At 65.2% G+C, this 20,356-nt stretch carries 16 protein-coding genes; 13 read left to right on the top strand and 3 right to left on the bottom strand.

Annotated elements, in window-relative coordinates:
- Nucleotides 1-89: 89 nt before the first annotated feature.
- From mpl to RZV17_RS16145, 3 genes are all read left to right on the top strand, one after another.
- The gene (gene mpl / locus RZV17_RS16155) at nt 90-1,457 is read left to right on the top strand and encodes a UDP-N-acetylmuramate:L-alanyl-gamma-D-glutamyl-meso-diaminopimelate ligase (protein WP_355604944.1); all 1,368 of its coding nucleotides are present in this window, start codon (nt 90-92) and stop codon (nt 1,455-1,457) included.
- On the top strand, nt 1,457-2,053 hold the full coding sequence (locus RZV17_RS16150; RefSeq protein ID WP_166752144.1) for an LON peptidase substrate-binding domain-containing protein: 597 nt from the start codon (nt 1,457-1,459) through the stop codon (nt 2,051-2,053). The genes mpl and RZV17_RS16150 overlap by 1 nt, the downstream gene beginning before the upstream one ends.
- Nucleotides 2,054-2,200: 147 nt before the next feature.
- On the top strand, nt 2,201-3,085 hold the full coding sequence (locus RZV17_RS16145) for a bestrophin family protein (protein ID WP_047696914.1): 885 nt from the start codon (nt 2,201-2,203) through the stop codon (nt 3,083-3,085).
- Nucleotides 3,086-3,945: 860 nt separating this feature from the next.
- Here RZV17_RS16145 and RZV17_RS16140 read toward each other — a convergent pair.
- Nucleotides 3,946-6,051 (bottom strand): VTT domain-containing protein, encoded by a 2,106-nt coding sequence (locus RZV17_RS16140; protein WP_355604940.1) that lies wholly within the window; start codon nt 6,049-6,051, stop codon nt 3,946-3,948.
- A gap of 161 nt (nt 6,052-6,212) precedes the next feature.
- Here RZV17_RS16140 and RZV17_RS16135 point away from each other — a divergent pair, with 161 nt between their 5' ends.
- The 4 genes from RZV17_RS16135 to RZV17_RS16120 all read left to right on the top strand — a co-directional run bounded on the left by RZV17_RS16135 (nt 6,213) and on the right by RZV17_RS16120 (nt 10,107).
- Nucleotides 6,213-6,872 (top strand): serine/threonine-protein kinase, encoded by a 660-nt coding sequence (locus RZV17_RS16135; RefSeq protein ID WP_166749234.1) that lies wholly within the window; start codon nt 6,213-6,215, stop codon nt 6,870-6,872.
- Between the two features lie 163 nt (nt 6,873-7,035).
- Nucleotides 7,036-7,851, top strand: coding sequence for an NAD(P)-dependent oxidoreductase (locus RZV17_RS16130; protein WP_047696909.1), 816 nt, complete (start codon nt 7,036-7,038; stop codon nt 7,849-7,851).
- 222 nt (nt 7,852-8,073) lie between these two features.
- Nucleotides 8,074-9,057, top strand: coding sequence for a YiiG family protein (locus tag RZV17_RS16125; protein WP_166745274.1), 984 nt, complete (start codon nt 8,074-8,076; stop codon nt 9,055-9,057).
- Nucleotides 9,058-9,153: 96 nt separating this feature from the next.
- The gene (locus RZV17_RS16120) at nt 9,154-10,107 is read left to right on the top strand and encodes a YiiG family protein (RefSeq protein ID WP_355604934.1); all 954 of its coding nucleotides are present in this window, start codon (nt 9,154-9,156) and stop codon (nt 10,105-10,107) included.
- A gap of 607 nt (nt 10,108-10,714) precedes the next feature.
- On the opposite strand, the gene RZV17_RS16115 is transcribed toward RZV17_RS16120, so the two are convergent.
- Nucleotides 10,715-11,587: an ion transporter gene (locus RZV17_RS16115; protein ID WP_104581659.1), complete on the bottom strand. Its 873-nt coding sequence runs from the start codon at nt 11,585-11,587 to the stop codon at nt 10,715-10,717.
- A gap of 72 nt (nt 11,588-11,659) precedes the next feature.
- On the opposite strand from RZV17_RS16115, the gene RZV17_RS16110 reads away from it, so the two are divergent.
- Nucleotides 11,660-12,886: an acetylornithine transaminase gene (locus RZV17_RS16110; protein WP_355604931.1), complete on the top strand. Its 1,227-nt coding sequence runs from the start codon at nt 11,660-11,662 to the stop codon at nt 12,884-12,886.
- A gap of 335 nt (nt 12,887-13,221) precedes the next feature.
- Here RZV17_RS16110 and RZV17_RS16105 read toward each other — a convergent pair whose 3' ends face one another.
- The gene (locus tag RZV17_RS16105) at nt 13,222-13,839 is read right to left on the bottom strand and encodes an HAD-IA family hydrolase (RefSeq protein WP_355609439.1); all 618 of its coding nucleotides are present in this window, start codon (nt 13,837-13,839) and stop codon (nt 13,222-13,224) included.
- 297 nt (nt 13,840-14,136) lie between these two features.
- Between RZV17_RS16105 and RZV17_RS16100 the strand changes: the two genes are divergently transcribed.
- From RZV17_RS16100 to RZV17_RS16080, 5 genes are all read left to right on the top strand, one after another.
- Entirely contained in the window at nt 14,137-16,419 is a 2,283-nt protein-coding gene (locus tag RZV17_RS16100) for a TonB-dependent receptor (protein ID WP_208412524.1), read from the top strand.
- A gap of 94 nt (nt 16,420-16,513) precedes the next feature.
- The gene (locus tag RZV17_RS16095; RefSeq protein ID WP_166745273.1) at nt 16,514-18,097 is read left to right on the top strand and encodes a flavin monoamine oxidase family protein; all 1,584 of its coding nucleotides are present in this window, start codon (nt 16,514-16,516) and stop codon (nt 18,095-18,097) included.
- Entirely contained in the window at nt 18,094-18,519 is a 426-nt protein-coding gene (locus tag RZV17_RS16090) for a cytochrome c (RefSeq protein WP_184389118.1), read from the top strand. The genes RZV17_RS16095 and RZV17_RS16090 overlap by 4 nt, the downstream gene beginning before the upstream one ends.
- Before the next feature lie 23 nt (nt 18,520-18,542).
- Nucleotides 18,543-19,046: a RidA family protein gene (locus RZV17_RS16085; protein WP_355604927.1), complete on the top strand. Its 504-nt coding sequence runs from the start codon at nt 18,543-18,545 to the stop codon at nt 19,044-19,046.
- Between the two features lie 30 nt (nt 19,047-19,076).
- The gene (locus RZV17_RS16080; protein WP_355604924.1) at nt 19,077-20,273 is read left to right on the top strand and encodes a pyridoxal phosphate-dependent aminotransferase; all 1,197 of its coding nucleotides are present in this window, start codon (nt 19,077-19,079) and stop codon (nt 20,271-20,273) included.
- Nucleotides 20,274-20,356: the final 83 nt, after the last annotated feature.

The following is a 20,356-nucleotide window of genomic DNA, read 5'->3' as shown; positions in this document are numbered from 1 at the left end:
CGGGAAATTCCCGACAGTACGGTAGGGGTTTCCTGACGGCTGGAGGTGGCGCGGACTGGAATGTCCCGCAACTCCGGCGATCGGCGACAATGTGCAGCATGACCAAACTCCACATCCTCGGCATCGCCGGGACTTTCATGGGCGGTGTGGCCGCCCTGGCACGTGAGCTGGGCTGGCAGGTGGAAGGCAGCGACCAGGCCATCTATCCGCCGATGTCCACCCAGCTGGAAACGCTGGGCATCGCGCTGGCCCAGGGCTACACGCCAGCCAATATTTCCTCCGATGCCACCGAGGTGGTGATCGGCAATGCCTTGTCGCGCGGCAACCCGGCGGTGGAGGCAGTGCTCGATGCCGGCCGGCGTTACAGCTCCGGCGCCCAATGGTTGGCCGAGCAGGTATTGCCGGGCCGCGACACGCTTGCGGTCGCCGGCACCCATGGCAAGACCACCACCACCACCATCCTGAGCTACCTGCTGGAGGCGGCCGGGCGTGCGCCGGGCTTTCTGATCGGTGGGGTGGCCGAAGATTTCGGCGTGTCGGCACGGCTGGGCCAGGGGCGCGAATTCGTGGTGGAAGCCGACGAGTACGACACCGCGTTCTTCGACAAGCGCAGCAAGTTCGTGCACTACCGGCCGCTGGTGGCGATCCTCAACAATCTGGAATACGACCACGCGGATATCTTCCCGGACGTGGCGGCCATCCAGCGCCAGTTCCATCATCTGGTGCGCACGGTACCGGCGCGTGGCCGTCTGATCGTCAACGGCGAGGACGCGCGCCTGGCCGAGGTGTTGGCGATGGGCTGCTGGACGCCGGTGGAACGCTTCGGGTTCGACGCAACGCTGGAGTGGAGTGCACGCCTGATCGAAGCCGATGGCAGCGTGTTTGCGGTACTGCATCGTGGCGTGGAGATCGGTCAGGTGCGCTGGCCGCTGGTGGGCCGGCACAACGTACTCAACGGCCTGGCTGCCCTGGCGGCCGTGCATGCGGTGGGCGTGGATCCGGCGACGGTGATGCCGGCGCTGGCACGTTTTCAGAGCGTCAAGCGGCGGCTGGAAGTGCTGGGCCGGGCGCGCGACATCACCGTCTACGATGACTTTGCACATCATCCCACCGCCATTGCGACCACCTTGCAGGGACTGCGCGCGAAAGTGGGTGCGGCGCGCGTGCTGGTGGCGATGGAGCCGCGCAGCAACTCGATGCGGCTGGGCGCGCACGCGCAGGCGTTGGCGCCGTCGTTGCACGACGCCGATGCGGTGGTGTTCCTGCATCGGCCCGAGTTGCCCTGGGATGCGGCGCCGATCATCGCGCAGGTGCGTGGCGATGCACGCGTGGCGCACGATGTGGACGCATTGCTGCAGACGCTCGGCCACATTGCGCAGCCGGGGGACCACGTGGTGTTCATGTCCAACGGCGGGTTCGATGGTGCGCCGCGTCGTTTTCTGGCGCAGTTGTCCTGATGGCACCGGTCACCGCCAGTGCCGAAACCAGCGCCCTGCCGCTGTTTCCGCTGCACAACGTGTTGTTGCCCGGCGCTGCGATGGGGCTGCGCGTGTTCGAACGCCGCTACCTGGATCTGGTGCGCGAATGCGGGCGCAACGGCACCAGTTTCGGTGTGTGCCTGATTCTGGACGGCAACGAAGTCGGGGCACCGGCAACGCCGGCCGCATTTGGCACCGAGGTGCGCATCGAGGATTTCGATGTCGGCGCCGATGGGGTGCTGGTGCTGCGGCTGCGTGGCACGCGGCGCTTTCATGTACAGCGCTCGCGTATCCGCGACAACGGTCTGGTGGTGGGCGAGGTGAGCTGGTGCGAGCCCGATCCCGACGACGAATTGCGCCCCGAGCATGGCCTGTTGGCAACCGTGCTGGAGCGCATGCTCGAGCAGGTTGGTGGCGAATTCGCATCGGTGGGCCCGGGCCTGCTGGATCAGTCTGCGTGGGTGGGGTGGCGGCTGGCCGAGCTGTTGCCGCTGACCGAGCAACAACGTCTGTCGCTGTTGCAGCAGGACGATCCGCATCGGCGCCTGGACCAGTTGCTGGACTGGATGCCGTAAGCGAGCCATGCGCCTGCGCGCGTGCTTCCCTCACCGCGCTTGCACCGCCGCAACGGCACACTCGCCGCGCTTGAGTGCGCTAGCGATGGCATCCACGCACCGGATGCGCGTCATCGCGGCACGCGCTATCGATCCACGGAGTGAGCCTTGATCATCGATGTCAAACCGCGTGTGGCGGATGTGTTCAACCAGGTCTGGCGGACCCTGGCCGTCTTGTTCGTCTGGGACGTATTGATCACGATCATCTATTACGTGCTGCCATTCCGGGCGCCCGCCCTGCCGTTGACCATCTTCGGTTCGGCGTTGGCGCTGTTTCTGGGCTTCCGCGCCAATTCCACCTATCAACGCTGGTGGGAAGGGCGGGTGCTGTGGGGCCAGATGATCAACGCATCGCGCAACCTGGTGCGTCTGAGTGTGAGCATCCTGTCCGCGCCGGAAGCTGCAGCGCTGGGGCGCACGATTGCGCTGCGACAGATCGCTTATGTCAACGCATTGCGCTGCCAGCTGCGTCGCCTGCCGGTTGCGATGGCCCTGGAGCCGCGCCTGGACGCCGATGAAGTGGCCGCGGTAGTCACGCGTACCAACGTGGCCAACGGTCTGCTCGATACCACCGGGCGCAGTGTGGAGCAGGCGCGGCGTGATGGCTGGATCGACAGCATCCAGCAGGCCAGCGTGGAGCGCATCCTGGTGGACATCGCCAATGCGCAGGGCGGGATGGAACGCCTGAAAAATACGCCGCTGCCGTATCAATATCGCTTCTATCCCAACCTGTTTACGCGGCTTTTCTGCGTGCTGCTGCCGATCGGTCTGGTGGAGACGTTGCAGTACGCCACGCCGGTGGGATCGACAGTGGCCGGGCTGATGTTCCTGGCCGTACTCAAGATCGGCGACGAGCTGGTCGACCCATTTGCCAACACCATCCACGATCTGCCGTTGGACACCATGTGCCGCACGGTTGAAATCGATGCGCTGCAGGCCATCGGCGAGCAGGCGCCGGAGCCGATGCAGCCGGTGGATGGCGTGTTGTGGTGAGTGTTCGCGCTTGCCCAACGGGATCGTCCGAACGGCGCTGAGGCGCATTGGCCTGTTGCCTCAACAGGTGGTGCGGACGGTTGTAGCGCGCCGGATCTGTTGCTTGGCTGCAGGGCCAGTCGAAATGGTGGCTCTGGATGGATCTCAACCAACGATTAGCAAGCTGGCGATGCGGTGTCTTTGCTCTTCGACAAGACCGCCGGCCAACTGTCTGGTGCGGTGGGGGCACCGCGCCCTCGACTAGACGTGAAGATCGCCAAGCGCTCGCGACACGCACGATGCAGTCGTCGCTGCCTGATTGCTCAATACTGGTGGATCAGGCAGAGAGCGGATCATCTGCGCCTTTGCTGCAGGGCCCTTGCCCGCCCACCATCGCAGGACACGCCGCAAGTACATCCATGTAGCTCCTTGGCGGCATCCATGCCGCCAAGGGTCCTGCGACGGTGGGCGGGCAAGGACCAGTAGAGTTGGTCGGTCTGCATGGATCTCAACAGCGACTGGCAAGCTGGCGACGCGGTGTGTTTGCTTTTCAACAAAACCACCAGCCAACTGTCTGGCGTGGTGTCCTCACCGATTGCGGGACCGTTGGCGGCATGGATGCCGCCATCGAGCCTCCATGGACGGATTCACGGCGTGTCCCGCGAGCGGTGAGGGCGCCGCGCCCTCGATGCTGCGACTTGGCTGCAGGCCAAGGACCAGTCGAGATGGTCGGTGTGCATGGATCTCAACCAGCGACCAGCGCCTTTCACCCTGAAAGTTCAGCTGCATCTGGGCGACGCCAGGACATGACCGCCACCGAGACAGCCTTCAAGAGGTAGTGCTGCCAGCTCTTTTCAAGCGGGCTGCGCGAATGCAGCCCGCTAGCGATTGCTGCCCGATCGATCACCGCGCTGTGGCGGTCCTGATGCCGCCGGCCTGGACGCAGTGATTTCTGCCTGCGCTGCAGGGTTGTTCCTGTCCTCGCCACGTACCGCATTGCCCGAGGTGCTGTCTATCAGGATCACCGGGAACTTGGAGCGTCGCCGCTGTTCGACGCGATGCGGAAGCGGGCTCAGTGCATCGCGCAACGCGCTCAGGGCCGGGTCCACGCCACGCAGCGGATACCACAGGCCGATCAGGCTGAAGTGGCGGCTGTAGCGCAAGGTCTGCGTGCTGCCGACCCATAGCGGTTGTGCACCGGGCTGCAGGCGCGCGGCCGCGGGCCACAGGCGCAGCACATGCACGTGCCCGGGCGCCGCGTGGCGCACCATCAGCAAGGCTTCGACCTGGGTATCCAGCGTGGCCGGCAGGATCGGCACTTCGTCCGGGCGACCGCTGGCATCGAGCAGATGCAGCGCCTGTTCCCAACCCGCCTGCGGTTGGGCCCGCCAACCGCGCGATTCCAGCTGGCGCTGCAGCGGTGCGAGCGGCCCGGCGACTTGCACGTCCAGCGGCCAACGCTGGTCGTCGTCGAACTCGTTGCGCCGCGCCGGCAGCAAGCGCCATTGGCCGTTCCACCAATCGCTGGCGGGCAGATCCATCAGCAACGGCGGCGGCGGTTCGAACTTGGCCAGCTTGGTCTCGAGATTGCGCGGCGCAAAGAAGATCGCGCAGCTCACGAACATGCCGTAGAAGATCCACGACACCGGCTTGACCCAGAACGCACGCGTGGCGCGGCGGCGGTAGGCGATACCGAGCACCAGCAGCCAGAAGATACCGAACAACATGCCGCCGACCACGTCGCTGAGCCAGTGCGCGCCCAGGTACAGGCGCGCAAAGCCGATCAGCGAAACGATGGCGCCGCTGACCAGGTACGGCCATACCCGACGACGCCCGGGCAGCTCGCGCGCGATCAGCAGCGCGAAGAAGCCGAAACCAATGGTGGCCATGGTCACCGCTACCGACGGAAACCCGAAGCCGCTGCTGGCTGCCGGCGGGCGCACCACCTGCACGGTGGCGCCCAGCAGCTGGGTCAGCGCCAGACCGAAGGCCAGCGCGATCACCCAGTGCGTCACGGCCATCCAGCGCTGGCGCCAGGCCAGATAGCCCATGGCCGCGACAATCGCCGGCAGCAGCACCTGCCAGTCGCCCAGCGAGGCCAGCGCCACCATCGGGTAGTCGGCCAGCGGGTTGCGTAGCGCCAGCATCAGGTCGTGCACGGCCAGGTCCACGCGCAGCGGTTCGCCATGCGCCAGCACCACCATCAGCAACACGAACCAGCCCCAGCCCAGCAGCAACAGCATCAGCGCCATCATCGCCAGCGGCACCGACTCGCGACGGCGCGGGTCGAACACGCTGACCGACCAGTTGCCCAGCACCGGGTGCCGGTGCGACCACTCCAGCAAGCGTGCCAGCAAGGCATCCAGATGGCCTGCCGACCAGCGATACGAATACAACACCACCGCCCAGGCCAGGCCGATGACCGCGGCCAGCAATGTGACGACCACGAACAGGCGCCCGGCCACGGCCGCCACCGCGTCGTAGGCGGTTCCCAGCACCCAGCCCGGGACCAGAAACAGCAAGGCCCACGACACGCAGGCAAGGCCGCTGGCAACCAGGTAGCGCTTGAACGGCATGTGCGACATGCCCGCAATGGCCGGCACGAACGGCCGCACCGCACCGACATAGCGGGCGATCAGGATGCTCTTGAAGGCGTTGCGCCGGAACAGCAACTCGCCACGTTCCAGCAATTGCGGATAGCGGCGAAACGGCCAATAGGTATGCAGCTGGTGGCCCCAGCGGTGGCCTACCCAGAAGCTCAACGCATCGCCGACGAACGCGCCCAGCGTGGCGCAGACCACGGCATACGGTCCGTTGATCTGGCCAAGCCCGATCAGCACGCCGATGGCGAACAGCAGGGGCAGCGCGGGCACGATGGCGCCGAGCACGATCACCGCATCACAGAATGCGATGGCAAAGATCACCACGCCAGCCAAGGTGGGGTGGTGTCCGATCCACTCCAGCGTGGCGTCGATCCATGAGTTCATCCCCGAATTATAGGTGGGCACGGCGACGACTGACTTGCGCGGTGCTCACATCCGGCTGTCCGCTTCACCTGAGGTTGCGTCCAGGCGCCGGCGCCTGCCGGTGCCACCTGCAGGCACGCCCGGGGCGGTATGGCGGTGCACGTGCCCGCCTACAATGGGGGATGAGTGACGACCACACCGGCAATCTGCCACTGAAGTCCGATACGTTCGGACGCATCCTGTTGATCCGCGACGCCGGCCGGGTGTTCGTGCGGCGCGACCTGAGCGTGGCGCCGTGGCTGTTGCGCGGCGTGGCCTGGTGGCTGGCGCGTCGTGAAGCGCTGGCCTTGCGCCAGCTGGACGGGCTGCCGCGCACGCCACGGTTGCTGCACTGGGACGGGCGCCATCTGGACCGCAGCTATCTGTCGGGCGATGCCATGTACCAGCGTCCGCCGCGTGGTGACCTGGCTTATTTTCGCAGTGCGCGCCGGTTGCTGCAGCAATTGCATCGGCGTGGCGTTGCCCACAACGATCTGGCCAAGGAAGCCAACTGGCTGGTACAGGACGACGGCAGCCCGGCGGTGATCGATTTCCAGCTGGCCGTGCGCGGCAACCCACGCGCGCGCTGGATGCGCCTGCTTGCACGCGAGGATCTGCGCCATCTGCTCAAGCACAAGCGCATGTACTGCCCGGCCTCGATCACGCCGGTGGAACGTCGCGTGCTCAAGCGTACCTCCTGGGTGCGCGAGCTGTGGTTCGCCACCGGCAAACCGGTCTACCGCTTCGTGACCCGTCGCGTGTTGCACTGGGAAGACAACGAGGGACAGGGGCCGAAGCCCTGAGGGGCGGGGATTGGTTGTTCGGGATTGGGGATTCGTAAAGGCGCATGGTGCAGGGCTGGTGGCTGGTCGGTTGAATCCAGCAGCTGCACATGACGCGTTCCGATTCGGCGCCGGTCACCGGCTGTAAGCTCTGACGAATCCCTAATCCCGATTCCCCAATCCCATGACCTTAAAAGGCAAAACCCTCTTCATCACCGGCGCCTCGCGCGGGATTGGCTTGGCGATTGCGCTACGCGCGGCGCGCGATGGGGCTAATGTGGCGATCGCGGCCAAATCGGCGGTGGCCAATCCCAAATTGCCCGGCACCATCCATAGCGCGGCCGCGGCGGTGACTGCGGCAGGTGGGCAGGCGCTTGCGCTCAAATGCGATATCCGCGACGACGCGCAGGTGCAGGCCGCCGTTGCTGCAACCGTGGAGACGTTTGGCGGGATCGACATCCTGGTCAACAACGCCAGCGCGATCTGGTTGCGCGGCGTCCTGGAGACGCCGATGAAGCGCTTCGACCTGATGCAGCAGGTCAATGCGCGGGGCAGTTTTGTGTGCGCGCAAGCCTGCCTGCCGCATCTGTTGCGGTCATCCAATCCGCACATCCTCACCCTCGCGCCGCCACCTTCATTGAATCCGGTGTGGTGGGGTGCACATACCGGCTACACGTTGGCGAAGATGGGCATGAGCCTGGTCACGCTGGGGCTGGCCGCCGAGTTCGGCCCGCAAGGCGTGGCGATCAATGCGTTGTGGCCGCGCACGGTGATCGCCACCGATGCGATCAACATGCTGCCCGGCGTGGATGCCGCGGCCTGCCGTCGCCCGGAGATCGTGGCCGATGCGGCGCATGCGGTGCTGACGCGCAAGGCGGCCGGATTCCATGGCCAGTTCCTGATCGACGACGACGTCCTGACCAAGGCCGGCATCACCGACCTGAGCAGTTATGCGGTCGACCCGTCGCATGCGTTGTTGCCGGATCTGTTTCTGGATTGAGTGCAGCGAACATCACTGCCCGCGTCGTTGGCGGGCTGCGGAGCGCGAACGGGAAGCGGCGCACGCAGGTACCGCGATTTCAGCGTGTGGGTGCGTTCGACCAGCGGTCGCGCCGTGCAGATCCGGCAGCCTCGCATACCACCTGAAGCGAGCACACGAGGTTCACGGCAGGGTTTGCTATGGTGCCCGGCTGAAAACGTTTCCAACAAGGATGTGTCGCGCGTGTCTCCGAAGTTCCGTGTGCTCGTCCTGACGGCATCTGTCCTGGCGGCCGCGTGTGGCGGCAAGCCGCAGCAGCCTGCAACTGGTGCCGAACTTGCCGGTGCCAAAACGTCTGAAAGACAGGCGGATTCCGTGCAGGGCGTGACCGCCAAGCTTGCCGCTTACATCGACTGCTTCAACCGCGTCGACGCAAAGGTCCACGCCGGCGCCAGGTATTACACCGGCTGGATGCAGGACCCGTTCGCCGGTCCGACCGGTGGAGAGTCCGGCATGACCGGTCCGTACGATATCGACGATCACGACATGAAGCAGTGCGACGCACCGGTCCGCGCGGCCGCTGGGGCGACACCGGCGCTACCGGCATTGGACAAGGCAGCAGGCGACTATCGTGCGGCCCTGAAGGCACTGCAGCCGATCAGTCACGCGCTGGCCGATTACTACACGCGCCAGGACTACGAAGACGACCAGTTCGCCAAGGGCAAACAGCTGCACCCGCAGCTGATGGAGGCGCTGTCCGCCTACGCCGATGCCAGTACCGCCTTCAGTGCCGAACTGGACCTGCAAAACGACGCGGTGCAGCGCGAAAAACTCAGAACACTGGAGCAGGGCGGGGGCCGTACGCGCGCGTACTACCGTCTGGCGATGATGCTCGACGCCAAGGAGATCGCCGATGCGCTGGAAGAAGAGTCGTTCGACGTGCCACGTGCCAACGCGCTGCTGGACGGCTTCAACCGTCTCTGCGATGAGGCGCACGCCCAGGTGGCCAACCAGGAGCCGGGCAAACTGAGCTGGAACAGCTTCGAAACCGCCGCGGAAAACTTCCGCAGGCAAGCCAAGGCGCGGGTGAAACGCGTGGTCGAAAAAACGCCGTATAGCAAGATGGAGCAGGGCTGGCTGGATAACCCCCTGATGGCGCCCGAAGGCTCGTCGCGCAAGTTGCTCGACACCTACAACGCGCTGGTGTCCGAAAGCAATCGTCAATAGTCAGTGCTGCCTCAGCCATCACACATGTGCCGGGCGATCGGCTGCGCCAGATACCTTTCGGCCGCACGCCGCGGCGGCCTTCTTCTTCAACCATCAATGGAACACAAGATGATCCACCAACTTCGTTATGTGCCACTCACCGCAGCGATCGCTTTTGCCGCGCTGTTTGCCGGCTGCCAGAAAAACGCACCTGCCGCTGCGGTGGAGGGCGCCGACAAGATCAATGCCTACATCGCGTGTTTCAACGGCGTCGAGCAGCCGATCCATGAGAGCTACCAGCAATATATCGGCTGGATGCAGGACCCCGAGGCGGGTCCGACCGGCACGGAACGCGGTATCCGGGCCCCGGGCACGGTGCTGTCGCATCACGTGGACGAATGCGGCGCGCCGATGAGCGCGGCGTTGGCGCAAACGCCGGCCAACCCCGAGCTCGACCCGGTGGCCAAGACCTATCAAGAACGCTTCACCACGCTCAACGACCGTATCGGGGAAGCGGTGCGCTACTACGACCGCGAGGATTATCTGCGCGATGACGGCAAGGGCATGAAGGCGCTGCACGCGCCGCTGATGCAGGCCTATCACGCATTCTTCGAAGCCGGCGAGGCCATGAACGCCGCGCTTGAACATAACGAAGACACGCGTCGTCAGGCCCAGATCGATACGATCGAAAAAGAGGAAGGCCGCAGCGCGTCCTGGTATCACTTGAAGATTATCGGCGAGGGCAAGCAGCTGGTGCAGGTGCTGGACAACGACACGCCGGATCTTGCCGCAGCGCAGTCTCAGCTCGCGCGCTATCAAAGCATTCTGGAAGAGGCGCAGAAGGCCAAGGTCGGCCAGGGCGACGCGATGTGGGGCCACATGGAACGCTCTGCCGACAAGCTGGCGCGCGAGTCGGGGCGGTTGGTCGAGCGTATCCGGACCAAGACGCCATTGAACAAGAGCGAGCAGATGCTGCTGGAAAGCGGCTCGCTCCCACCGGGCGGCACGCGCCAGGCAGTGCTGGCCAGTTACAACGATCTGATCGACATGAGTAATCGCATGTCGCACTGAGGCTGTGCGCTTTCGCTGCCGCGTTGTGGATCGGATCGATCAGGTGAGTAGCAAGTTTCAAAGGCACGGCTATTTCGAGTAGCCTGATTTAGATGGAGTTAAAAACCTAGTCGGTCGAGTGCGCGGTGCCCTCACCGCTTGCGGGACACGCCGTGAATCCGTCCATGGAGGCTCCTTGGCGGCATCCATGCCGCCAAGGGTCCCGCAAGCGGCGAGGGCACCGCACCAGTAAGATTCAAGGTGGCTTCATTGGAAGCCTGCTCATTCTTGGATTGTCTTGAACAACTGAGTGGTGCGTCTAAGTGGTGGCGCTTTATACGAACACGCAGGTCATGCTCTGCTTGCACCGGCACACCGACCATCGTCGATGGTCCTCGCCCGCTCACCGTCGCGGGACCTTGAGCGGCACGGATGCCGCGCCAGAGCCTCCAGGGACGGATTCACGGCGTGTCCTGCGATGGTGAGCGGGCGAGGGCCCTGCAGCCAAGCGACAGATCATCGCTCTACGACTGATCTATCCGAACTATCCATCGCTACTCGGTGGGGCCTTGGGCTGTGGAAGGCCGCGAAATAGTTGCGTTCGCCGCACCAGGTCCGCAGCACCGCGTTAGCCGTTGGAGATCTCCGGCAGCGGCTCGGCGCATTGCCGGCAATAGCGTGCGTCCGCCGTGTGGCCTTCCAGCCCGCAACGGGCGCAGTTGCGCGTATCGCGCTTGCCGGTGTGGCCACCGTCGCGCAGCGTGCTGGCCAGTTCGGCGGTGTAGATGCCAGTGGGCACGGCGATGATGCTGTAGCCGATCAGGATCAGCGCCGAGGTGACGAAACGGCCCAGCGTGGTCTGCGGCACCAGGTCGCCAAAGCCCACAGTGGCCATGGTGACGATGGCCCAGTACATGCTGGTGGGGATGCTGGTGAAGCCGTGCTGCGGGCCTTCGATGACATACATCGTGGCGCCGGCGATCACGGTGATGGTGAGCACGCTGAACAGGAAGACCAGCACCTTGCGGCGGCTGCGCCACAGCGCGTCCACCAATTGCCCGCTTTCCTGGATGTAGCGGGTGAGCTTGAGAATGCGGAACAGCCGCAGGATGCGCAGCACGCGCACCACCAGCAGCGTCTGTGCGCCGGGCACGAAGAACGACAGATAGCTGGGCAGGATCGAGAGCAGGTCGATCACGCCCCAGATGCTGAGCGCGTAATGCAGCGGGCGCCGCACCACCGACAGACGCAGCGCGTATTCAACGGTGAACAGCACCGTGAACGCCCATTCCAGCGGGACCAGCCAGTGCGCCGAGTGCGCATGGATGCGCGGCACGCTGTCGATCATGATCACCACCACGCTGGCCAGGATGGCCGCGACCAGCAACAGGTCGAAATTGCGCGAAGGGCGGGTGTCGTGCCGGTAGATGATGTCGAACCACTGCCGGCGCCAGCCGTCGTCGGTGGCGGGGGTGAGCTGAGGATCGGAGAAGGGGCGCATGCGCGCATTGTGCCGCAGCCGCGCGAATGCGCGAGAATGCCGGTCTCCCTTCCGCGTCTGTGACCCACCATCATGAGCACCGCTGCCGATTCGCCCCTGTCCCTCGCGCATTACTACCTGCCGGTGTATCGCCCGCGTCAGGTGGTGCTGGAGCGCGGTCAGGGCAGTCGCGTGTGGGACGATGCGGGGCGCGAGTACCTGGACCTGTCCTCGGGCATTGCGGTCAGCGGGCTGGGCCATAACGATCCGGACCTGGTAGCGGCGCTCACCGAGCAGGCCGGCAAGCTGTGGCACACCAGCAACATCTTCTATAGCGCGCCGCCGCTACGTCTGGCCGAAGAACTGGTCACCGCCTCGCGCTTTGCGGAAAACGTGTTCCTGTGCAATTCCGGCACCGAGGCCAACGAGGCGGCGATCAAGCTGGTGCGCAAGTGGGCCAGCAGCCAGGGGCGCCCGGCCAACAGGCGCGTCATCGTGACCTTCCGCGGCAGCTTCCATGGCCGCACGCTGGCCTCGGTGACAGCCACCGCGCAGCCCAAGTACCAGGAAGGCTATGAGCCGTTGCCGGGTGGATTCCGTTATGTGGATTTCAACGACGTGGCGGCGCTGGAAACGGCGATGGCCTCCGGCGACGTGGCAGCGGTGATGGTGGAGCCAATCCAGGGCGAGGGCGGGGTGATGCCGGCCGCGCCGGGCTTCCTGGCCCGTGCGCGCGCGCTGTGCGACCAGCACGACGCCTTGCTGGTGCTGGACGAGATTCAATGCGGCATGGGCCGCACCGGCACCCTGTTTGCGCATTGGCAGGAGCAGGTGACGCCGGACATCGTGACGCTGGCCAAGGCGCTGGGCGGCGGTTTTCCGATCGGTGCGATGCTGGCCGGTCCCAAGGTGGCGCAGACCATGCAGTTCGGCGCGCACGGCACCACCTTCGGCGGCAATCCGCTGGCCGCGGCGGTAGCGCGGGTGGCATTGCGTAAGCTGGCCTCGCCGGAGATTGCAGCCAACGTGGAGCGCCAATCGGCGGCGTTGCGCGCAGGGCTGGAGGCATTGAATGCCGATTTCGATGTGTTTGCGCAGATCCGCGGACGCGGCCTGATGCTGGGCGCGGTGCTGGCACCGGCGCATGCCGGTCAGGCGGGGGCAATCCTGGATCTGGCCGCCAAGCACGGCTTGCTGGTGCTGCAGGCTGGACCGGATGTGCTGCGCTTTGTGCCGGCACTCAATCTGACCGATGCCGAGCTGGCTGAGGGGTTGGCGCGTTTGCGGCTGGCGATTGCCGAGTATGTCGCGCAGTCGTGATGGATGCCTGCGTCCTGCGAAGTGCGGGATGATGGGGCTTGGCTTGGGGTGAGCGTGCGCAGTCTGGCGGGCGTGATTGCGTGGTCTGTCGCTCGTTTGATGTTGAGGTTCTGGCGTAATGCGGGGCTCAGCTCGCCGCTGCGAGTTGGGTGTCGTCCGTCGTACCCTCACCCCAATCCCTTTCCCGAGGCGAGAGGGGCTGAAGGCATCGCGGTGTTGTCTGGTGGCGTGCGCTGCGTTGTCGGAGCTGCAGCAGTACCGCTCTTGGCTGCGGTCTGCGACGCTCCCGATTCCCGATTCCCGATTCCCGATTCCCGATTCCCGATTCCCGACACTTATTCCGCGCCGTGCCGCTTCAACACCCGCCGTAAGGCGCGGGCGTCGCGTACGGTGTCGGCGTGCAGGCCGGCCGCGCGTGCGCCGCGCACGTTGACGAACAGGTCGTCGACAAACAGCGTGCGCTCGGCGCGTTCGCCGAGCTGCGCAAGCGCGCGCTGATACACCTGTACATCTGGTTTGCGGCCGCCGAGTGCGCCGCTGCATAGCACGCGGCCCTGCAACAGCGGGAACAGCGGCGGCACGATCCGCTCGATCGCGTCCATCATCAGCGGGCCGTTGTTGGTGAGCACTGCCACTGCCGTGGTCGCCGCCACCGCCAGCACCTGTGCCACGACCGATGGGTCGGCGCGGCAGGCGGCGACGCGGGCCGCGAGCCAGGTGGCGCGATCGATCGTGTGCCCGAGCCCCTGGCTCAACTGCGCCAGATACGCCTGCGTGTCGATCGTGCCGGCATCGTAGGCGCGCTCCAGGCCCTGCACGAACAGCACCTCGTGCACCCGCTGCGGTGTGCAGCCCGCCGCCGCCGCCAGCGCGGCCATGCGCCGTGGCCGCGCGTAGTGCGCGAGCACGCCATCGAAATCGAGCAACAGCAGCGACGGTGGTGCGGGCGGCATAGGTGTGCTCATGCGGTGGCTACGCAGCGTTGTCGATCTGTCGCGGCATGGCAAGCGCGCAAGACCTGTTATGCCCGAAACCGCGCAGGTAGGTCGCCGCGAGACGTATTCAGAGTCTTGAATCCGGCAGGAACCTACCCGCCTGCGCCAACCCTACCCTCCGCACCGCGGTTGCGGCGGAACTGTGCTGGTTATGGTCGATGCATGCCGCATTTGCGGTGTCAGCCGGTCTCGGGGGAGCGCCCGGTCACTCAGCACGCTACACGTCTCCAGGGGTTTGATTGCATGCGAAAGTGCCTGAATACCGATCACCTGGCGGCCTCGGTCGCCGCCATCCTCAGTACCACCCGCTCGCGCCACACGCTGGCGTCGATGACCTTGTTGCTGGCCGGCGCACACAGCCTGCCAGCCGCCGCCCAGGATGCGCGCACGCTGGATGCGGTCAGCGTGGTGGGCACCGGCTCCACGCGGACCACCGCATCGATTTCGGTTGCCGAGATCCAGGCACAGGTGCCGGGCGTGGCACCGCAGCAACTGCTGGCCAGCTTGCCCGGCGTGAATGTGCAGACCACCGACCCATTCGGGCTATACGAGTTTGGCGACTCGATGACCATCCGCGGGTTCTCCGCCAACCAGATCGGCGTGACGCTCGACGGCATTCCGATCGAGACCTTCGACACCCGCGAAGGCGGGCCGATCACCCGCTATGTCTCCAGCGAGAACCTGCTCGACGTCACGGTGTCGGCCGGCTCGGGCGATGTCACCCAGCCGTCGTATCACGCACTCGGTGGTGCGATCCGCTACACCAGCCTTCCGCCGAAGGGCGGCGACAGCTGGAGCGGCAATCTCACCCAGACCATTGGTTCGGACGATCTGGTGCGCAGCTTCGTGCGCCTGGACACGCCGCAGTGGTGGGATGGCGGCCCGACTGCGTATGTCTCTGCCTCGCGCACCCAGGGCGGGGTGTGGGACATGGAGCCGGCCACGCAGAAAAGCGATCACTTCGAAGCCAAGATTCGCCAGGCCTGGGATGCGGGCAGCCTGACGCTCGGCTGGATCTACAACAACCGCAAGGACTACGACGTGCAGTCGTACAACTCCGACGGGTCGGTGGCGTGGGACCTGCACGAACGCATCACCGGCAACCCGGAAGTGGACGCCGAGCATTACAGCGAATGGCAGAACGGCCGGCGCGATTCGCTGCTCAGCCTGCACGGCGACTTCATGTTCAACGACGCCATCGGCGCCACGTTCACCGGCTACTACGAAAACAAGCATGGCTACGGCGTCGGCGGTACGCCGCCCAGCACCGCCACCGGCCTGTACAACGATGCGATTGCCGGCACGCCCGGGCGCACCGATATCGCCATCAACGACCCGCAGATCGTCGATGCCAACGGCAATGTCACCCGCGTCGGCGCCATGACGCGGCGCGAAGAGATCATGGGCGGCGACCGTTACGGCATCACCGGTGCGGTGGCGTGGGAGACCGAGCACAACAAGCTCGAAGTCGGTGCGTGGTACGAAAACTACGATTTCGATCAGGTGCGCCCGCTCTACAACCTCGACCCGGCGACCGGTGCCTTGCTCAAGGGCTCGCGACCGATCGTCATCTACTACGACAACCACTTCTCCACCGAAGTGAAGCAGCTCTACATCAAGGACACGCTGCGCCTGCTGGATGACAGGCTCACCATGGAGTTCGGCGCCAAGGGCCTGGATGTCAAACGCGACTACAACGGCATCGCCAACCTGGACGATTTCAACATCGGTGTGCGGCGCAATGTGACCATCAAGAACAGCGACTGGTTCCAGCCGCAGGTGGGTGCAAGTTTCCAGCTGGCCGATGGTGTGCAGGTGTTTGCCAACTACGCCGAAAACTTCAGCTCGGCGCCGCGCCTGGCGCTGACGTCCGGCGCGTTCAATCCGGACATCGCCCCTGAGGAGTCGACCAATATCGATATCGGCATCCGCGCCGAATCCACGCAATGGAGCGGCTATCTGGCCGCCTACAAGATCGACTACGAAAACCGCATCATCGCGCTGACCGACCCGGACCCGCTGGTGGTGGCTCCCACGGTGTACGCCAATGTCGGCGACGTGCAGACCTATGGCGCGGAACTGTCGGGCATGTGGAAGCCGGCGCCGGGCTGGCGGTTGGGTGCATCGTTGACCTGGAACAGGTCCGAATTCCAGGACGACTATTTCGGTCCGGTCAGCGGCAATCTGGTACAGGTCAAAGGCAACGACATGCCCGACGCACCGAAGGTGATGTTCAGCGTCAACGGTGGCTGGGAAGGCGAGCACTTCTTCGCCAACCTCGATACCAAATACACCGGCAAGCGCTACGGCGACACGCTCAACACCGATCAGGTGGATGCCACCTTCATCGTCAATGGCAGCGTGGGCTACCAAGGCGGCGACGCGGGATTCCTGGCAGGCGGCAGGTTGCAGTTGTCGGTCTACAACCTGTTCGACAAGGACGATGCGATCGGTGCGGTGTTTCCCAACGAAAGCTCCGGCTCGTATCAGCTGATCGCGCCACGCCAGTTGTTCGCCAGCCTGTCCTACCGGTTTTGAAACACAGCCGCGACCGCCCGTGTGGCCGGTCGCGTGCGTTTGTCCATGACATGCAGGGGACTATGCAGTGACGCAAGGCAATTACTCTGGGGCGATGACGCGGCGGCAATTGCTGGCGCGCATCGGCATGACCGCCGGCGGCGCCATGATGTACCAGGCGATGAGCAGCCTGGGCATGGCGGCCGAATCCAATTTCAAGGGGCCATTGCAGCTGGATGGCGACCCCAAGGGCGCATCGGTGTTGATCCTGGGCGCCGGTCTTGCAGGCATGAGCGCCGCCTTCGAGTTGCGCAAGGCCGGCTACCGCGTGCAGGTGCTGGAATACAACGGCCGCCCCGGCGGGCGTAACTGGACCCTGCGTGGCGGTGATCGCTACACCGAGCTGGGCGGTGCCGTCCAGCACTGCCAGTTCGACGACGGGCTGTATCTCAACCCGGGGCCGTGGCGCATTCCGCATCACCACAAGGCGGTGTTGAGTTACTGCAAGCAGTTCGGGGTGGCGCTGGAGGCGTTCAATCAGGTCAACTACAACGCATTGCTGCACAGCCAGAAGGGTTTCGGTGGCAAGCCGCAGCGCTTTCGCGCCATCGATGCCGATTACAAGGGCCATGTCTCGGAGTTGCTGGCCAAGTGCACGCAGCAACACGCCCTGGACAAGGACGTGAGCCGCGAAGACCAGGAAGTGTTGCTGGAATCCTTGCGCACCTGGGGCGCGCTTGATCAGAAGTTTGGCTACGTCAAAGGCAAGGACAGCAGCGAGCGGCGCGGCTTTGCGCGGTATCCCGGTGGCGGTCTGTCGGGCAAGCCGGAGTTCTCCGACCCCTTCAGCGTGCAGGACGTGCTGCGCTCGCGCCTGTGGACCACGCTGGCGGCCGGCAACAACTATGAAATGCAGACCACCATGTTCCAGCCGGTGGGCGGCATGGACCAGATCGGCAAGGCGTTTGCGCGTCAGCTTGGCGATGCCATCACCTACAACGCCAAGGTCACCAGGATAGACCAGGACGGCAGCGGCGTGCGCGTGTCCTGGCAGGACGCGGCGCATGGCGGCGAAGAACGTATTGCCAGCGCGGAGTGGTGCATCTGCACGATTCCGTTGTCGGTACTCAGCCGCATTCCGGTGACCGCCAGCGACGCGATGACCACCGCGATCGGCAAGGTGCCGTACGCGGCATCGGTCAAGGTGGGGCTGCAATTCAAACGCCGTTTCTGGGAAGAGGACGAAGCGATCTACGGCGGCATCAGCTACACCGATCTGCCGATCACCCTGATCAGTTACCCAAGCACCGGCTATCACAGCCCCGGCAAAGGCGTATTGCTCGGTGCCTATGTCTGGGGGCTGGATGCCTACCAGTTCACCTCGATGACGCCGGAGCAGCGCGTGCGCAAGGCGGTGGAATACGGTACGCAGCTGCATCCGCAGTATCCGCGCGAATTCGAAAACGGTGTCGCCGTCGGTTGGCACCGTGTGCCGTTCACGCATGGCTGCTTCGGCATGTGGACCGAGCAGGCGCGCGCCGAGCATTACGAACCGCTGTGCCAGATCGACGGGCGCCTGGCGCTGGCCGGCGAGCACGTGTCGTACATCCCGGCCTGGCAGGAGGGCGCGATCCTGTCTGCGCACGATGTCGTCGGCCGTCTGCATCGCAGGGTGCTTGCCGCAGGAGGGCGCGCATGAGCCTGTTGCCACGCACGCTGGTCGCCGCCGTTGCGCTGGTCATTGGCGCGTTGCTGTTGCCGCCCGGTCTGCGCGATGCGCAGGCGCAAAGTTCCGATGCCACCCAGCTGTTTCCGCAGCAGGGCTTTGCCAAGGCATCGGGACAGGAGGTGTACCAGGCCATCTGCCAGGGCTGCCACATGCCTGCCGGGCATGGTGCGCAAGGTGCGGGCGAGTATCCCGCACTTGCCGCCAACCCCAAGCTGGCGGCCGGCCCCTATGTGACCATGATGGTGCTCGACGGCCACGCCGGCATGCCCGGCTTCGGTGACATGCTCGACGATCGCCAGGTGGCCGAAGTGGTGAGCTATGTGCGCACGCATTTCGGCAACGATCACAGCGAACGTGTCACCGCCGACGACGTGAAGCTGCTACGCCATTGATCTTTCCCTGCCAAGGAGTTGCCATGTACCGTCCCATCGCACGCGCCCTCATCGCCACCCTCATCTGTTCTGCGGGCGTTGCCGCCGCCGACGCGGCCGAGGTGATTCGCCACAAGATTCCCAACAGCGATTTCCCCATTGCCGCGGCGGTGGAAATCCCCGCCGGCAAGGCCACGGTGTACGTCAGCGGCAAGGTGCCGGCCGTGGTGGATGCCAGCGCGCCCAAGGACTCCGCTGCCGCATATGGCGACACCAAGGCGCAGACGGTGAGCGTGTTGAACCAGATCAAGCAACAGCTGACCGCGATCGGGTTGGACATGGGTGATGTGGTGAAGATGCAGGTCTTTCTGGTCGGCGACCCCGCGCTGGGCGGCAAGATGGACTTCAACGGTTTCATGGAAGGGTATCGCCAGTTCTTCGGGACCAAGGAACAGCCCAACCTGCCGGCGCGTTCGGCGTTCCAGATCGCGGCGTTGGGCAACCCGCTGTACCGCGTGGAGATCGAAGTGGTCGCCGTACGTCCCTGAGCCGTTATCGGCGCCTTGCTGGAGGTTGTGATGAAACCTGATATGTCGCGCCGCATGTTCCTGCGGGACTCGGCCCTGTTCGCCGGTGCTGCGGGTGCCGGCACGGTGCCGCTACTGGCCAGTGCCGCCGAACGTTCCGTCGCCGTTGCACCGACCGCGGCCAACACGCTGGCACCGGTGATGATCGGCTCCAACGAATTCCCCGACGGACCGTCGGCGGCCGCAGTGAAGGCCATCGCGCAGATCGCACCGCAGGGCGGGCGTTATTTGCGCGATGTGCAGATGGAACTGATGAACACCCTGGCCGCGGAACTCACGCTGCCGGTCGACCACTTGATGGCCTACGCCGGCTCCACCGAACCGCTGGACTACACGATGCTGGCCTTCACTTCGCCGAGTGCGGCGTTGGTCACCGCCGACCCGACCTATGAATCGGGCTGGCGCGCGGCAACCCGCAATGGTGCGCGGCTGATCAAGGTGCCGTTGCGCAAGGATTTTTCGCACGACGTGCAGGCCATGTGCGCGGCCGACCCCAACGCAGGCGTGATCTACATCTGCAACCCCAACAATCCCACCGGCTCGGTGACTGCGCGCAAGGACCTGGACTATGCGCTCGCGCACAAGCCCAAGGGCAGCGTGCTGGTGGTGGACGAGGCCTACATCCACTTCGCAAAGAGCACGCGCAGCGTGGTCGACATGGTCGCTGCCGGCGAGGACGTGGTGGTGCTGCGCACCTTCTCCAAGCTCTACGGCATGGCCGGCATCCGCTTGGGGTACGCGGCCGCACGCCCGGAGCTGCTGGCCAAACTGATGTTCTACAGCGTCAACAGCCTGCCGGTGACCGCAGCGGCCGCAGGCCTGGCCAGCCTGCGCGATCCGGCGCTGGTGCCGCAGCGGCGTGCACGCACCGCGGCCACCCGGCAGGATGTCATCGATTTCCTGGTCCGGCAGGGCTATGCCTGCACGGCCTCGGAGAGTAATTGCTTCATGGTCGATGTGAAGCGGCCGGCCGCAGGCTTCAAGGACGACATGGCAACGCATGGGGTCTTCATCGGCCGCAGCTGGCCGGTGTGGCCCACGTGGTCGCGGATCACGGTGGGTACCGAGGCGGAGATGGCACGCTTCAAGCAGGCCTTCGTGCAGGTGATGGCCGGCAAGCGCGGCCCCTTGCCGGTGCCGCAGGTCGCGGCGCATGCGTCACTGGATGGGTGTTTCCATTACGCCTGAGGCAGGGATTGCGCGCTGGCATGGTGTGCGCGGTGGCAGGCGCGATCTGCAACACGCGATGCCCCGGTGGCATCTGCTCGCTG

The organism is Xanthomonas cannabis, assembly GCF_040616535.1.
GTDB classification, from domain to species: domain Bacteria; phylum Pseudomonadota; class Gammaproteobacteria; order Xanthomonadales; family Xanthomonadaceae; genus Xanthomonas; species Xanthomonas cannabis.
This window is presented reverse-complemented; position numbering and strand designations above follow the sequence as displayed.

Coding starts and splice junctions, on each gene's coding strand:
- mpl (WP_355604944.1), top strand. CDS start 90: ATGTGCAGCATGACCAAACTCCACATCCTCGGCATCGCCGGGACTTTC.
- RZV17_RS16150 (WP_166752144.1), top strand. CDS start 1,457: ATGGCACCGGTCACCGCCAGTGCCGAAACCAGCGCCCTGCCGCTGTTT.
- RZV17_RS16140 (WP_355604940.1), bottom strand. CDS start 6,051: ATGAACTCATGGATCGACGCCACGCTGGAGTGGATCGGACACCACCCC.
- RZV17_RS16135 (WP_166749234.1), top strand. CDS start 6,213: ATGAGTGACGACCACACCGGCAATCTGCCACTGAAGTCCGATACGTTC.
- RZV17_RS16130 (WP_047696909.1), top strand. CDS start 7,036: ATGACCTTAAAAGGCAAAACCCTCTTCATCACCGGCGCCTCGCGCGGG.
- RZV17_RS16120 (WP_355604934.1), top strand. CDS start 9,154: ATGGAACACAAGATGATCCACCAACTTCGTTATGTGCCACTCACCGCA.
- RZV17_RS16115 (WP_104581659.1), bottom strand. CDS start 11,587: ATGCGCCCCTTCTCCGATCCTCAGCTCACCCCCGCCACCGACGACGGC.
- RZV17_RS16110 (WP_355604931.1), top strand. CDS start 11,660: ATGAGCACCGCTGCCGATTCGCCCCTGTCCCTCGCGCATTACTACCTG.
- RZV17_RS16105 (WP_355609439.1), bottom strand. CDS start 13,839: ATGCCGCCCGCACCACCGTCGCTGCTGTTGCTCGATTTCGATGGCGTG.
- RZV17_RS16095 (WP_166745273.1), top strand. CDS start 16,514: ATGACGCGGCGGCAATTGCTGGCGCGCATCGGCATGACCGCCGGCGGC.
- RZV17_RS16090 (WP_184389118.1), top strand. CDS start 18,094: ATGAGCCTGTTGCCACGCACGCTGGTCGCCGCCGTTGCGCTGGTCATT.
- RZV17_RS16085 (WP_355604927.1), top strand. CDS start 18,543: ATGTACCGTCCCATCGCACGCGCCCTCATCGCCACCCTCATCTGTTCT.
- RZV17_RS16080 (WP_355604924.1), top strand. CDS start 19,077: ATGAAACCTGATATGTCGCGCCGCATGTTCCTGCGGGACTCGGCCCTG.